The sequence below is a fragment of the Bacillus cereus group sp. N21 genome (assembly GCF_016483395.1).
Lineage (GTDB): Bacteria > Bacillota > Bacilli > Bacillales > Bacillaceae_G > Bacillus_A > Bacillus_A pseudomycoides.
The window spans coordinates 90,549-104,289 of record NZ_JAEHBX010000014.1 but is presented as its reverse complement, the minus strand read 5'-3'; the positions used below and the strand labels follow the sequence as shown (position 1 = coordinate 104,289).

Below are 13,741 nucleotides of genomic sequence, written 5' to 3'. Positions count from 1 at the left end.
AGGAATGAGTGTAAAGATACACAAAAACCCCGAAGCATGGACTTTTTTTAAGTGTCCACGATTCGGGGTACAGTTCAATGCAGACTTGGTGTTTTTTTATTTTATGTATTTTCCAATAAATATAAAACATGCTATACAGACTATGACAATTGCATATAAGGATGACGGTAAAAACTTCATTGCCCATAATCCCATTGTAATGGTTGCAAGTGTCAAATAACTCATTTTCGCATAGTATGTCATTTTTTTTCGTAAAAGAACTACATATAAATAACCAATTGGTGGTGTAACCAAACAAAGAATGAAGATAAGTGTTGAATTGAAATACCATTTTTGTTTAGCAAGTTGCTCCATTTCTTCTTCTATTATTCTATCCTCTTGTTCCTTTATATCTTTTTCAAAAGGATCCTCATCTTCCCCATTCTTTTCACTCATATAAGGAATAAAGTGAAAAAAGAAATAATAGAAAAACATTGTTGCTCCAAGCTTTAAATCGAATCCCTTTTCCGCTATACGTTCACTTACAAAACTCAGAACTATTGGAAAAACAAAAACATATGTCATCATCCAAAACGTTTTTTTTCGCTTTGTCCGTTGCCTCTCTTGTTCATTTTGTTTCTGCTTTTTTCTATATATCCAGAGTGAAATACAACAATCCATTACAAGTATACAAAAAATAAATAGGGCGATATACGTAGGTTTTATATATTGTAAAGTAACAATGGCAGGAAAAGCATATTTAAGTATAATAGCCGTATATAAAATAATAACAAACCTATAAAACAACTTCATCTTCCCTTCTTTTTTAATGTCCTAATAACGAAATGTTAACATATAAAATACAGGTATTGTTATACAATAAGGAAATTTCGGTTACGCTAAGAAAAAACGAAACGAGGGCTACTACATGGGAGATCACGAACGAATTATTTTAGATGTAAATGATGAAGAGCTGGAAATGCTCGATACGATCTGTTCGCATTTTAAAGAAAAACATGGCGTTGAGCTGAGCCATGGTGCACTCCTCCGTGATTTGATGGATATTGAGTATATTCGTATTACAGAAAACAGACATAAATATGAATAAGGAAAAATGACATAACATTACACTTATTAGAGGATATACAAACGTATATCCTCTTTTTTCATAATAAAAAGACATTCATTACGTGACAAAATCACCTTACTGAACGTCTTTTCAATCACTTTTATATGATTATCTTTATGCCTTTTTAACAAATTCAGATTTTAATTTCATAGCTCCAAAACCGTCAATTTTGCAATCAATATCATGATCTCCATCAACTAAACGGATACTTTTTACTTTTGTACCTATTTTTATAACTGATGAAGTTCCTTTTACTTTCAGGTCTTTGATTACTGTTACAGCATCACCATCGTTTAAGATATTTCCATTTGCATCTTTAACAATCTTTTTATCTTCACTGTTTTCAGTTTCTGACTCTAAAGCCCACTCATGAGCACACTCTGGACAAACAAAAAGACTTCCATCTTCATAAGTGTATTCTGAATTACATTTCGGGCAGTTTGGTAATCTTTGCATATTTTTTTATTTCCTCCATTATAAAAATTACTTTCAATTCCCTTTTTTATAACTTCGTAAACATAACAATTACGAACTTGAAATTCACAAGAAATAGGGATGTTCCTTATATACTGCCATAGTATTTCCAGATTGACAAGCAAGCTTTATATGAACATGTTTTCTAAAAAATAAAAGGAGAGTACATCGTATCATGCGCTCTCCTTTTTCTTACGTTGATGGCGATGCGGTAAACTTAGATTTTCAAACATACTATTCCAGATAAAGAGTTGTTTTAGCATAGATTCCCCTTCTGAAACACAAAACAGCCACACTAATGGTATAATTAGGAAAATCAGAATGAATACATAAATTCATCTCACCGTATCGCTGAAGCATCACCTTTCATACGCTTGAAGATTTGGCGTGTAATAGAATGGAGGAGTCTAATAAATGAAATCTGAAAGTATCGCAAAACATTTCCATACATTACATCAGCAAAGATCTCAATTTCTCCCTAAACTACAATCACTTCCGCAAGAAGAACTATGGCATCGAAATGAAAATGGGAAATGGTCGATTGGGGAACATCTCTACCACCTGTACTTAATTACAAAAATGCTAAAAACTTCCATTAAGTTTTCTTTCACACTTCTTCCCTATGCCAAGATAAGAAGAAATGCCCCGTTTGCAACTGAAATACATGACATCTATGCAGAATACAAAGAAAAAAACGGTAAAGGAATGAAAGCTCCTTGGATTTTAGTACCATCAAAAAAAATCTATTATTCTATGGATGGTAAAGAACTAGAACGATTGCTAGTGAACGAAACAAATGCAATCAAAGTATGCGTTCAGAATATAGAAGAAAATATCGCGGGGCACATTGTATTTTTGGATCCAATCGCTAAGTATCCAAACCTAATTCAAGCCATTCAACTTTTAGCGATACATGAGAACCATCATTTTTTAATCATTGAAAATATCTATAAAATGATGCATGCACGTAGTATTGAAGTATAAAAGCACTAAATCAGTGAGGGCTGAATCCCCCACTGATTTAAGTTTAAGTTTCACTTTATCTTTACTTCTTCTCCTACATATTCCAAATGCCAGGCATCTTGAATAGATAAGACTGAAGTTTCATCTAAATTCTTTGTAAACCGAAGAAGTCCGTATTCTCCTGCATAAAATATGGAAGAGGTGATAGGAAAACAAGGATAGTACTGATCTTCGTCTACAAACACTGCTTTATTTTGCACTTTTTCTTCTATCTGTAATTCAATATCTTTTATAGATAACATAGAGTATTACCTCTCTATTCTTTTTGAATTTCCTTTGAAGTAAACTCTTTAATAAGTTGGCATAATGGACGCTCCTTGCATTACTAAATTTTTCATCTATCCAAATTTCAACCTAAGATTACTAAACTCCTTTTTTCCGTTAGCATACTTATATCTTTTGCTAGTGGAAATATAATAAAAAAGAGGATACTTGGTTCCTGTATGGAACTTAGTATCCTCTCATCCTTATAAATTTACGGTCTCTCCCACTAGCACCTTCGCTTTTTCCAGCGCTTTCTGAATTTGTTCGAACCCTGTCCCACCTGCACTATTACGACGTTTCACTGCTGCATAAGGAGAAAGAACTTCATATAAATCCTCTTCAAATAACGGACTCATCTCTTGATATGTTTCTAGCGGTACATCTAATAAATAAATTCCTTTTTGTGTGCAATGAAGAACAAGCTTTCCGACAATTTCATGTGCCTGACGGAATGGAAGCCCTTTGCTTGCTAAGTAATCAGCAATTTCTGTTGCATTAGAGAAGTCTTGTTTTACGGCTTGCCCCATTTTTTCTTTATTTACAGTCATTGTTTCTAGCATACCAGCCATAATGTGCAGGCAGCCTTCCACTGTCTTCACCGTATCAAACATTCCTTCTTTATCCTCTTGCAAATCTTTATTATAAGCAAGCGGTAAACCTTTCATTACCGTTAATAAACTAAATAGGTTGCCGTATACTCTTCCTGTTTTACCACGAATAAGTTCAGCCATATCAGGATTTTTCTTTTGCGGCATAATGCTGCTTCCTGTTGCATATTGATCGCTCATTTCAATAAATTGAAACTCCTGACTACTCCATAAAATGAGTTCTTCACAAAAGCGAGATAAATGCATCATTAATATGGATGAATTGCTAAGAAACTCTAATATGAAATCACGGTCACTTACCGCATCTAAGCTATTTTCATAGATTCCTTCAAAGCCGAGAAGCTCCGCACTATACGCACGGTCAATCGGAAATGTCGTCCCTGCAAGAGCACCTGCGCCAAGCGGAGAAATATTAATACGCCCCAGTGAATCCTCATAACGATTTACATCGCGCTCTAACATCCAAAAATATGCAAGTACATGATGAGCGAACGAAATTGGCTGTGCACGTTGTAAATGTGTATATCCCGGCATAATCGTTTCAATATTCTCTTCTGCTTGATGAACAAGAACCTTCTGCAACTTCTTCGCAGCCTTTATGATGGCCTGCACTTTTTCCTTTAAATATAAGTGCATATCTGTAGCAACTTGATCGTTACGACTTCGGCCTGTATGAAGCTTGCCCCCTACTTCACCGATTTTTTCAATTAACATCTTTTCAATATTTAAATGAATATCCTCAGCTTGGACAGAAAACGCAAGCTTATTTTCTTTTGCTTCATCTAGTAAATGTTGTAAACCTTCTTTTATTTTCTCTGCTTCTTCTTTTGTTACAATTCCCTGTTTCGCCAGCATCGTAATATGCGCAATACTACCTTCAATATCTTGATTCGCTAATTGCTGGTCAAAGGAGATGGAAGCTCCAAACTCCTCGACCCATTCTTCTGCTTCTGCTGTAAAGCGCCCTCCCCAAAGTTTGCTCACGCTTCCACCTTCTTTTGATTCACTTGGCTGTATACTTTTGTTGGAAGACCAAATAAAGAAATAAAGCCAACTGCTGCATCATGGTTAAATTCATCATCCACTGTATATGTCGCTAATTTTTCATCATATAGAGAGTATTCTGATTTACGTCCTTCTACAATTGCATGACCTTTAAACAATTTCACACGTACTGTGCCTGTTACGGATTTTTGCGTTTCTTGTAAGAAAGCAGCAAGTGCTTGTTTTAAAGGTGAGAACCATAAACCGTTATAAATTAATTCTGTTAATTTTTGTTCAATCATCGGTTTAAAATGAGCGACTTCTTTTACAAGTGTTAAATCTTCTAATTCTTTATGCGCTGTAAGTAATGTCATTGCCGCTGGGCATTCATACACTTCACGTGATTTAATCCCAACAAGACGATTTTCTACATGGTCGATACGTCCAACCCCATGCTTTCCAGCGAGGGAGTTTAATGTTTTAATCAGTTCTGAAAGTGAATAAGCCGTACCATTCAACGTCGTTGGTACACCTGCTTCAAAACCAATTTCTACAAACTCTGGTTTATTCGGTGTATCTTCTAGTGCTAATGTCATTTCATATGCATCTTCTGGGGGTGCTGCCCATGGATCTTCTAAAATTCCACATTCATTACTACGTCCCCATAAGTTTTGGTCAATGGAAAACGGACTATCTAAATTGATTGGAATTGGTACATCATTTTCTTTTGCATACGTAATTTCTTCTTCACGTGACCATTTCCATTCACGTACCGGCGCAATCACTTCTAAATATGGATTTAATGCTTGAATAGAAACTTCAAAACGAACTTGGTCGTTCCCTTTTCCTGTACATCCATGTGCAACAGCACTTGCCCCTTCCTGCTCCGCGATTTCTACTAGTTTTTTCGCAATTAACGGACGTGATAATGCTGAAACAAGTGGATATTTCCCTTCGTATAACGTATGACCTTGCAATGCCATCAATGCATATTCATTCGCGAATTCTTCCTGCACATCAATCATATAAGATTTAATAGCACCTACTGAAATTGCTTTTTCTTTTACAAATTCTAAATCTTTACCTTCCCCTAAATCTAAGCAAAGCGCAATAATATCGTAATTTTTCTCTTGTAACCATTTAATTGCAACGGAAGTATCCAGACCTCCAGAATATGCTAGAACAACTTTTTTCTTCTCCATTTTCATATCCCCCTAAAGAATAAATATTCATTATCATTAATATTAATTCAAACTTTAACACCTTTCACAAAATGAATCAAGGGATATTAGCAAAAAAAATTCTAACAATTCCATCGAACTTCTTTCTTTTTTTCGATACAATGGAAACAGAAAATGGGGGTGTCTATATGGAACAATATTTTATATACGATGAACACCTAGGAATAGAAGTACCTGACTTACAAGTAGAATGGGAAGATATCCCTGAAAAAATGCAGCATGCTATTTTATTAAAGTGGGAACAAATTCGCGGAAAAATACCTGATCGTATAAAAGAACTTGAATATCATATTAATCAAAAACAACATCGTTTAAATAACGAAGAAAACTTTGAAATTTCCTGTAGCCTCAATTCTGAAATCGCTGATCTTGCCTCCATCATTAACGATTTATGGCTTTGGTATCGCCTTACTCAAAATGTATCTGAGGGGAAAGCGCATCAATAATAAGCCAAATAAAAAAGCATCTACAAATAGATGCTTTTTTAATAGTAATTCCATCCCTTTTCATATAGGTCTAATAAATTGGGCTCATTCAAACGGTTAACCGGTAATTCAATTACCTCCCCATTCTTTGTGATTATCTCATCTTCATCTTTCCCAAATTGAAATAGAGATGGAATCATTTCTTCTGCCAAATATTCCGTATCTACAGTAAGCTTCATACTATTTATTTTAAATTGTTCTCTAGACGCAATTGTAAATCCCCAATTTCCAAATGAAGGGATATCTAAATGATAATTTTTTGCATATAGTCCTGTAGATTTTACTGTCTTACTAATTGTCCAAAAAGCTTCTGTTGCAAATACTGGTGACGTAGATTGGATGGAAACAAATCCTTCCTGAGATAAATGATTTCTAACAAGACTGTAAAATTCCCATGTGTAAAGTTTATTCAGTGCCTCATTATTGGGATCGGGTAAATCAATGATGATTACATCATAAAAATCATTCGTTTGTTTTAAAAAGTTGAATGCATCATCATTAACAAAATTCATTTTACTAGAACGAAATGAATTTTGATTTAATCGTAGTAAATGAGGATTTTCTTTAGCTAGCTTAATCATCTCTGGATCTAAATCAACTAAAGTAATTCTTTTTACCTCTTTGTATTTTAAAATCTCTCTCGTCGCTAAACCATCTCCCCCGCCTAATACTAAAACATTTTGTTTTTTAGGAGCGAGAGACATCGGAATATGTACTAAAGCTTCATGGTATCTATGTTCATCAGCCTCTGAGAATTGCAGCTGTCCGTTTTGGTATAACCGTACATCTCCAGGGCCTTTCGTCATAATAATTTTTTGATATTTTGTTTGCTTTTTTAATACAACCGGATCTCGATATAACTTATTTTCTAATGTATACGCATATCTTTCTCCAAACAGAAAACCCAGTGCTATTATAATCGTTAAAATCATGCCAGTAACTCGTAAGTAAACATGATTCATTTCTTTTTTAAAGACAAAGCTTAACCATACCGCAACAAGGATATTGATGAGCGCAATGAAAAAGGCTGTCTTAATAAGACCTAACATTGGTCTCAATAATAAAGCAAACGTCACGGTTCCGATTAAACTGCCCGCATAATCAAAGAAAAGCACTTTTGCAGTAGATTCCTTTAAATCAGCATTAATTTCTTCTGATTTCCGAATTAAAAGCGGTAATTCTAAACCAGTTAAATAACCTGTGACAACAATAATGGAATATAAGATAATTTTAGCTGTCCCGTCACCAAAGTGAGCTTGCATAAAGAAAACCATAAAAATAGAAAATCCACCAATAATGGCAATAAGGTATTCTGTTACAATAAACGTCGATAATAAGTGACGATGAAATTTTTCACTATGCATCGCTCCAATACCCATGCCACTTAAAAAGAGCCCTATCGTTAAACAATAAAAAAGCGTAGAATCCCCAAACAAATATCCACCTGCTGCTCCATATAAAACCTGATATACAATGCCACAAATTGATACAATCCCTGATGAAGTGAAGATTCTTCTTTTCTGAATCGATTTTTCCTTTTCTGTCATACCTGCACTCCTTTAATAAAGTAGAACTTCCACCAGTGAAGGCCCCGCTGATGGAAAGTCCGCTCCAATCAGGCTTTAACGGGCAGTTATCTTCCACCTATATTCCTCGCTCTCTCTGAATATTGAGGTGAGATACTTACCGTCCGATAAAACGAGATAAACTCTTTTCATTTAATCAGAATAAAATATATTTTCATTGTTTCATAGAAAAAAGAACCTGCGCTGGCAAGTTCTTCTACGAAATAGCTCCCGATGTTATTAATGCTATTGCTAAGGAAATACTTGCAGCGATAATTCCTACCGCAACATTTCCACTTTCAATTTCTTTATCAACACGAACGCGCGGAGTGAGAAACTCAAAGATAAAATAACCAATTAGCATAAGTACAAAACCAATAACACCCCAAATTGCCGCACCAAGAAGAGAATCATTCGTAGCAATAGCTGATTTCATAATTAACGTAATCCCTATTATTTTTCCAAAAAACTGAATGGCAACAGCTTTATTTCCTTTTAGTAACTGCTCCCGATCATTATACGGTGTAATCATTTCAAAAATAAACATACAAATGATTGTTACACCTAATAAAACAACAAAATAAAGAAGCGTATGTAATACTTCTTGTACATCTAAAATTTCATTAAACATAAACCATATCCCCCTATTTCCCTGTTCCTGGGCCACCGCCACGAACTGTACTCCCGCTTCGTATGGAGCCGCTCTCTGATGATTTTTTTTCAATGTTCACTGAAAAGCCTCTACCGCCAGATCCTGAAGAACTCGAGCCTTCTTCCTCTTGGAAATTAGCAGGATTATTGCTAAAAGCACTTACGTATCCTCTGTAACCACTTCTTTTTTTCTTATTATCAAAATCTGCTTTATTCCAACCATAAAGCGTAGCAGCAACACCTAATACACCCATTGTTTCAAGTAAAGAGAAATCATAACTATTTTCAGCAAAATCTTCATTTGCTACCTCAACAACTGTATGATTTGAATTTATTGGATCCTGAGTGATTTGGATAAATTCTTCATTGGAACTTTCAGGATACAGAATAAACATTTCTGTATCACTTTCTTTCGAAACATACTTTGGCTTTTCATTAGCAATAATTTCTTGCGCCACTTCTTTTACAGTTTTGTTTTCCACTGTGTAGACCTGAGCACTATCACCTAAATCATTTTCCATTGTTTCAATGTGCTCATAGTTAGATGAGACAAACCCATCTGTACTACAAGCTGTTAAAATTAATAGTAACGATGAGATAATCAAAAAAATTTTTTTCATTGTGAACGATATTACCCCCTGTAGTAAATTACGTTTTCAATTATAATTGGGTTATATAGGAAAAACCACTAAAATATGATATCGCTACAAAAAATCCTTCCTGCTTACGAGAAATACGTTTCATTTCATTTTTTATCCCGCATTAACGGGCAGTAAGACCCCCACCTCAAAATTCAGCAAAAGCAAAGAAGTTAGGCGGGGGATGAACTGCCCGTAAAATCCCGATTGGTGAGGGCTGATAATCAATGGGGGATGAAGAACCTCCCACTGATTAAAGTTTCACTTTATAACAAGCTTTGCAATATACTTCTTGTGCTGATTTAGCCAAGCATACATCAAACGGTCCAACTAACAAGTTCTTCTTCATATTGAATCTTTCTCTGGCAAGCAGAACACTTCAATTCTTTTCTTTTAAACATATCCTTGAACATGCTATATTCTTCCCCTCCATCAATCTATATTAATATCATCTCATAAAGATTTACTTTTGTGAAAAATTCACATTTCATGTCCTCTTTTTCATATACTAATGAAAAAAGTTTGTAAGAAAAACACTACTCTAACGGAGGTAGAATCTTATGAAAGCTTTATTTATTATCATTTTAACTCTTCTTAGTGTCATTAGTTGGGATGCTTTCTTCAAAGAGAAAGATGATACCCCAAAAACGGACGATTAAACTTCAATGATTCTTTCCATCACTTATTGGACAAACCCTTAGAACCATTTTCCAATTTCTAAACAACTAGGACTATCCTACAAAAACATTTAAGAATAACAGCATGCTTCTTGTAAATCGACAAATTCTGTAGTTTTTCTCCGGTTATTGTCGGTTTACATCCGCATACATTTTTTGAAAGTATGATATAATAATATAAAATCTTTTACAGAAAGGATTTAGATATCATGATCGCTCGAAGGAGCATGTGGCATCGAATTGACGAATCTTACACGTAGCGTACTTTTTCAGCTCAGATCCTTTAGTCTAGCGAAAAAAATACGAGAGTGGGGAAATTATGATTGCCCGAAGGATAATTTGGCAACGAAAAGACTCTTCTTACACATAGCGTTTTGTTTAAGTCGCATTGATCATTGCTAAACAAAACAAAGAAGAGGGCAGGATTGCTAAATAACAAATCCTACTCCACGTTTTGTTTAGTCGTTTTTAGGCTTAAACTAAAACGAAAGTAGGGAGAATTGATGGACGAGAGGATTATTCGTTATTTCTTCAGCGATATATAGCGTAGTTAGTTTGATGTAAACTAACTGAAAGCTATAAGGCTCGTAGTTAGTTTACAAGACGAAAAGAACTACTAACTACGGAAAGAAGGAATAACGATGAGGAACATCCAAAGTCGACAAATTATTAAAGAAATTTTTATGGTTTTAATCGGTTCATTTATCCTATCTGCAGCACTATATCACATTCATTTTCAAAACCACTTAACAGAAGGTGGCTTTGTAGGAATCGCGCTATTTATACAAAACTTTTTTGATATTTCACCGTCAATTTCAACTGTATTGATGGATATCCCGATCATTTTACTATGCGCTACATTTTTAGGTAAAAAGATGGTTGGTTATTCATTTATGGGTTCAATTTCATTCGGAGTGTTTTATTCTTTAATGGAAAACTATTCTCCATTCACGGTAGATTTATCAAATCATTTATGGATAGCCGCAGTATTGGGCGGTGTGCTAGCTGGTATTGGACTCGGTTTTATATTGCGATTTGGTGGTGCAACCGGCGGCGACGATATTTTAACAATTGTACTAAGTAAAAGAACTCGCTTTACAATTGGTCAGATTTTCTTCGTCTTTGATGCGATCGTGCTTGCACTTTCATTATATTATTTAACTTGGACAGAAATTGCTTTTACTATTCTTTCAATTGCCCTACAGGCAAAGACGCTCGATTTAATTTATTATCCAGCAAAAGAAAAGAAAACAGTATCTATTCCAATGTCAAAACAACATGCAACAAACTAAAAAGCGAAAGGCTCCGGCCTCTCGCTTTTTTATGCTCTTTTTTCTTTTTCTACTATGTAACGCACTTGATAAAACCTGTTTGCAAACTCTGTTACATTCCGTGTTAAACGATAATTCACCGTAGAACCAATTGCAATTCCTAACACAGGAATGCCTTGAAATAGTTTATGGCGAAGCGCATAAATAGAAAAAGTCTTCAAAATTTGTTTTAACACAACTTCTGTAGAAGCTGGTTTTAATACTTCTTCTTCTCCTTCATAAAAGAACGAATCTTCTTGTTCTAGTTCTTGAAGTAAGTTATACCAAGCATATTGCTGGAGCCTTGTTGGTAACAATGCCGCATGGAATACCTTTAAAGCGAGCATCATTTCATAAGGCTTGTTCACATCATGACCAAACGATGTTGCAATAAGCTGAACCGCCTTTACATTTAATGCAATCATGACAGGAAAGTCAGCTGTTAATAATAACAAACCACCTACTCCGGTTGTACCTCCCTGTACGAAAGAATATAAACGATGACGCGCCGTCTGCTGCTCTGCTATGTATGTTAATTGATCAATGGATAATGCTTTCAATTCTTCCAGCTGCTCAACCGATTCATCAAACAACCGTGCTGTTCCTAAAATACGATTTCTTGCATCAAGCTGTGATTGTGAACTTTGAATCAATGCATGGAGATGGAATAACCATCCGTCTACTTTCGCAAAAAACTCTTTTCGCTTTTTCTCAGGAAACTTTGCAACAGTACTATGCAACCACTTATCAAATACCTTTTGAAAATCGGTAGGCTCCTGTTCTAATAATTTAATTTCCCAATTTTTAACATCTTGTAAAATGGCTTGTTCTCGCTTTGATCGCATCGTAACAACCACCTCGCTCAATTTTTTTCTATTGTAACATATTTCCGGTTTTTCTTTGTAAATCTGATAAGCTAAACATATATTTATCCAGTACATGGGAGGTTACTATATGTACCCACGCGCAAAGGCATTTGGAATTGTACTTCACAACGAACGAATTCTCGTTCAAGAGTATCTTACGGAAAGTGAAACGTATTACAGACCACTCGGCGGTTCTATTGAATTTGGAGAGAAATCAGATGAAACAGTGATTCGTGAATTTAAGGAAGAACTTAATGAACAAGTAGAAATTACAACTTACTTAGGATGTCTTGAAAATATCTTTTACGCAAACGAAGAAATCGGCCATGAGATCATTCAATTGTATTCTCTTCATTTTGTAGATACATCGCTTTATGAGATCAAAACAATTCCTATTATAGACGGAGAACCCAATACATATGCGACGTGGATTCCGATTACAGCATTTCTGAATCAAGAAAAAGTATTGTATCCAAATGGACTAACGAAATTTGTTGCCACAAAAAGAAAAGACGGAATCCTATAGGATCCCGTCTTTTTTACATATATTAACCAAGGTTTCCAAGACGTAATACGTCACGAGCAATCATAACTTCTTCGTCAGTTGGAATTACGATAATTTTTACTGGAGAGTGTGGGAAGCTGATGAATGCTTCTTCGCCATGAATGTTGTTACGTTTTGGATCGAAGTATACTCCCATAAACTCAAGGCCTTCTAATACACGCTCACGAATTAGAGCACTGTTTTCTCCAATACCAGCTGTAAAGATGATTGCGTCTACACCTTTCATACGAGCTGCATAAGAACCGATATATTTATGAATACGCTCTACGAATACATCTAACGCTACTTCTGCACGGTGGTTTCCTTCTTTTTCCGCTTGTTCGATGTCACGTAAGTCACTAGAGAATCCAGAAAGGCCTAGCATACCACTTTTCTTGTTTAATACGTTCAGAACTTCTTCTACAGATTGTCCTGTTTTTTGCATGATGTATGGAATTAACGCAGGGTCAAGGTTACCAGAACGTGTACCCATTGTTACACCAGCAAGTGGAGTGAAGCCCATAGAAGTATCAATAGATTTTCCACCTTCTACAGCTGCAATACTTGCACCGTTACCTAAGTGGCAAGAAAGTAAACGTAAGCTTTCAAGTGGACGACCTAATAATTCAGCTGCACGCTGTGTTACATATTTATGAGAAGTTCCGTGGAAACCGTATTTACGGATGCCGTATTTCTCATAGTATTCATATGGTAAGCTGTATAAGAAAGATTCTTCCGGCATTGTTTGATGGAATGCTGTATCGAATACTGCAACTGCTGGTACGTTCGGAAGTACTGCTTGGAACGCTTTAATACCAACAACGTGTGCTGGATTATGAAGTGGTGCTAATTCGCTTAAATTTTCAATTTCCGCTAATACTTCGTCAGTAATTAAAGCAGAATCATCAAATTTTTCACCGCCGTGTACAACGCGGTGACCGATACCGCTAATCTCATCAAGAGATTTTACGATTCCGTTTTCAGTTAATTTGTTAAGTAATATATTAACTGCTACTCCATGATCTGGTATACTTGTTACTTCTGTTTGTTTTTCACCGTTCACAGTAATTGTGAAGATACTATCTTCTAAACCGATACGTTCTACTAAACCTTTTGTTAGTACTGTTTCACTTGGCATTTCAAATAATTGGAATTTCAAGGAAGAGCTTCCTGCATTAATCGCGATGATTTTTGACATCTAGTCTTTCGCCCCTTTTTTCTCTTGGTAGTTGTGTGGATAAGACCACAAACCGCTCGATTTTATCTGATTAAATGTACCAAAGATGAAAACGTTTCATCCCCA

The 13,741-nt window shown here is 35.4% G+C and carries 15 protein-coding genes; 5 read left to right on the top strand and 10 right to left on the bottom strand.

Annotated elements, in window-relative coordinates; genetic code table 11:
- Nucleotides 1–96: 96 nt before the first annotated feature.
- On the bottom strand, nucleotides 97–792 hold the full coding sequence (locus JDS96_RS10845) for a hypothetical protein (protein WP_003201066.1): 696 nt from the start codon (nucleotides 790–792) through the stop codon (nucleotides 97–99).
- Between the two features lie 115 nt (nucleotides 793–907).
- Between JDS96_RS10845 and JDS96_RS10840 the strand changes: the two genes are divergently transcribed.
- Nucleotides 908–1,087, top strand: a complete 180-nt coding sequence (locus tag JDS96_RS10840; protein ID WP_000502255.1) for a hypothetical protein — start codon at nucleotides 908–910, stop codon at nucleotides 1,085–1,087.
- 135 nt (nucleotides 1,088–1,222) lie between these two features.
- On the opposite strand, the gene JDS96_RS10835 is transcribed toward JDS96_RS10840, so the two are convergent.
- Nucleotides 1,223–1,564: a zinc ribbon domain-containing protein YjdM gene (locus JDS96_RS10835; RefSeq protein WP_098217292.1), complete on the bottom strand. Its 342-nt coding sequence runs from the start codon at nucleotides 1,562–1,564 to the stop codon at nucleotides 1,223–1,225.
- Between the two features lie 432 nt (nucleotides 1,565–1,996).
- Here JDS96_RS10835 and JDS96_RS10830 point away from each other — a divergent pair, with 432 nt between their 5' ends.
- Nucleotides 1,997–2,566 carry a DinB family protein gene (locus tag JDS96_RS10830; RefSeq protein ID WP_199666776.1) on the top strand — a complete coding sequence of 190 codons (570 nt, stop codon included), beginning with the start codon at nucleotides 1,997–1,999 and terminating at the stop codon, nucleotides 2,564–2,566.
- A gap of 50 nt (nucleotides 2,567–2,616) precedes the next feature.
- Here JDS96_RS10830 and JDS96_RS10825 read toward each other — a convergent pair whose 3' ends face one another.
- From JDS96_RS10825 to JDS96_RS10815, 3 genes are all read right to left on the bottom strand, one after another.
- Nucleotides 2,617–2,847 (bottom strand): hypothetical protein, encoded by a 231-nt coding sequence (locus tag JDS96_RS10825; RefSeq protein ID WP_199666775.1) that lies wholly within the window; start codon nucleotides 2,845–2,847, stop codon nucleotides 2,617–2,619.
- Between the two features lie 225 nt (nucleotides 2,848–3,072).
- Nucleotides 3,073–4,461: an argininosuccinate lyase gene (gene argH, locus JDS96_RS10820; protein WP_199666774.1), complete on the bottom strand. Its 1,389-nt coding sequence runs from the start codon at nucleotides 4,459–4,461 to the stop codon at nucleotides 3,073–3,075.
- Nucleotides 4,458–5,663, bottom strand: coding sequence for an argininosuccinate synthase (locus JDS96_RS10815; protein WP_199666773.1), 1,206 nt, complete (start codon nucleotides 5,661–5,663; stop codon nucleotides 4,458–4,460). Before JDS96_RS10815 ends, argH begins: the two co-directional genes overlap by 4 nt.
- Before the next feature lie 167 nt (nucleotides 5,664–5,830).
- On the opposite strand from JDS96_RS10815, the gene JDS96_RS10810 reads away from it, so the two are divergent.
- On the top strand, nucleotides 5,831–6,148 hold the full coding sequence (locus tag JDS96_RS10810; RefSeq protein ID WP_016116621.1) for a hypothetical protein: 318 nt from the start codon (nucleotides 5,831–5,833) through the stop codon (nucleotides 6,146–6,148).
- Between the two features lie 38 nt (nucleotides 6,149–6,186).
- Here JDS96_RS10810 and JDS96_RS10805 read toward each other — a convergent pair whose 3' ends face one another.
- The 3 genes from JDS96_RS10805 to JDS96_RS10795 form a co-directional block, all read right to left on the bottom strand.
- A complete protein-coding gene (locus JDS96_RS10805) occupies nucleotides 6,187–7,734 on the bottom strand; it encodes a polyamine aminopropyltransferase (protein WP_003201050.1) in 1,548 nt (515 codons plus the stop codon).
- A gap of 235 nt (nucleotides 7,735–7,969) precedes the next feature.
- Nucleotides 7,970–8,383 (bottom strand): DUF350 domain-containing protein, encoded by a 414-nt coding sequence (locus JDS96_RS10800; RefSeq protein WP_006096142.1) that lies wholly within the window; start codon nucleotides 8,381–8,383, stop codon nucleotides 7,970–7,972.
- A gap of 13 nt (nucleotides 8,384–8,396) precedes the next feature.
- The gene (locus tag JDS96_RS10795) at nucleotides 8,397–9,023 is read right to left on the bottom strand and encodes a DUF4247 domain-containing protein (RefSeq protein WP_003208702.1); all 627 of its coding nucleotides are present in this window, start codon (nucleotides 9,021–9,023) and stop codon (nucleotides 8,397–8,399) included.
- A 1,336-nt stretch (nucleotides 9,024–10,359) separates the two neighbouring features.
- Between JDS96_RS10795 and JDS96_RS10790 the strand changes: the two genes are divergently transcribed.
- On the top strand, nucleotides 10,360–11,010 hold the full coding sequence (locus JDS96_RS10790; RefSeq protein ID WP_003201042.1) for a YitT family protein: 651 nt from the start codon (nucleotides 10,360–10,362) through the stop codon (nucleotides 11,008–11,010).
- Between the two features lie 29 nt (nucleotides 11,011–11,039).
- On the opposite strand, the gene JDS96_RS10785 is transcribed toward JDS96_RS10790, so the two are convergent.
- Nucleotides 11,040–11,873, bottom strand: coding sequence for an EcsC family protein (locus tag JDS96_RS10785; RefSeq protein WP_033796459.1), 834 nt, complete (start codon nucleotides 11,871–11,873; stop codon nucleotides 11,040–11,042).
- A 109-nt stretch (nucleotides 11,874–11,982) separates the two neighbouring features.
- Between JDS96_RS10785 and JDS96_RS10780 the strand changes: the two genes are divergently transcribed.
- The gene (locus JDS96_RS10780; protein ID WP_199666772.1) at nucleotides 11,983–12,420 is read left to right on the top strand and encodes an NUDIX hydrolase; all 438 of its coding nucleotides are present in this window, start codon (nucleotides 11,983–11,985) and stop codon (nucleotides 12,418–12,420) included.
- 22 nt (nucleotides 12,421–12,442) lie between these two features.
- On the opposite strand, the gene JDS96_RS10775 is transcribed toward JDS96_RS10780, so the two are convergent.
- A complete protein-coding gene (locus JDS96_RS10775) occupies nucleotides 12,443–13,636 on the bottom strand; it encodes an acetate kinase (protein ID WP_003201037.1) in 1,194 nt (397 codons plus the stop codon).
- Nucleotides 13,637–13,741: the final 105 nt, after the last annotated feature.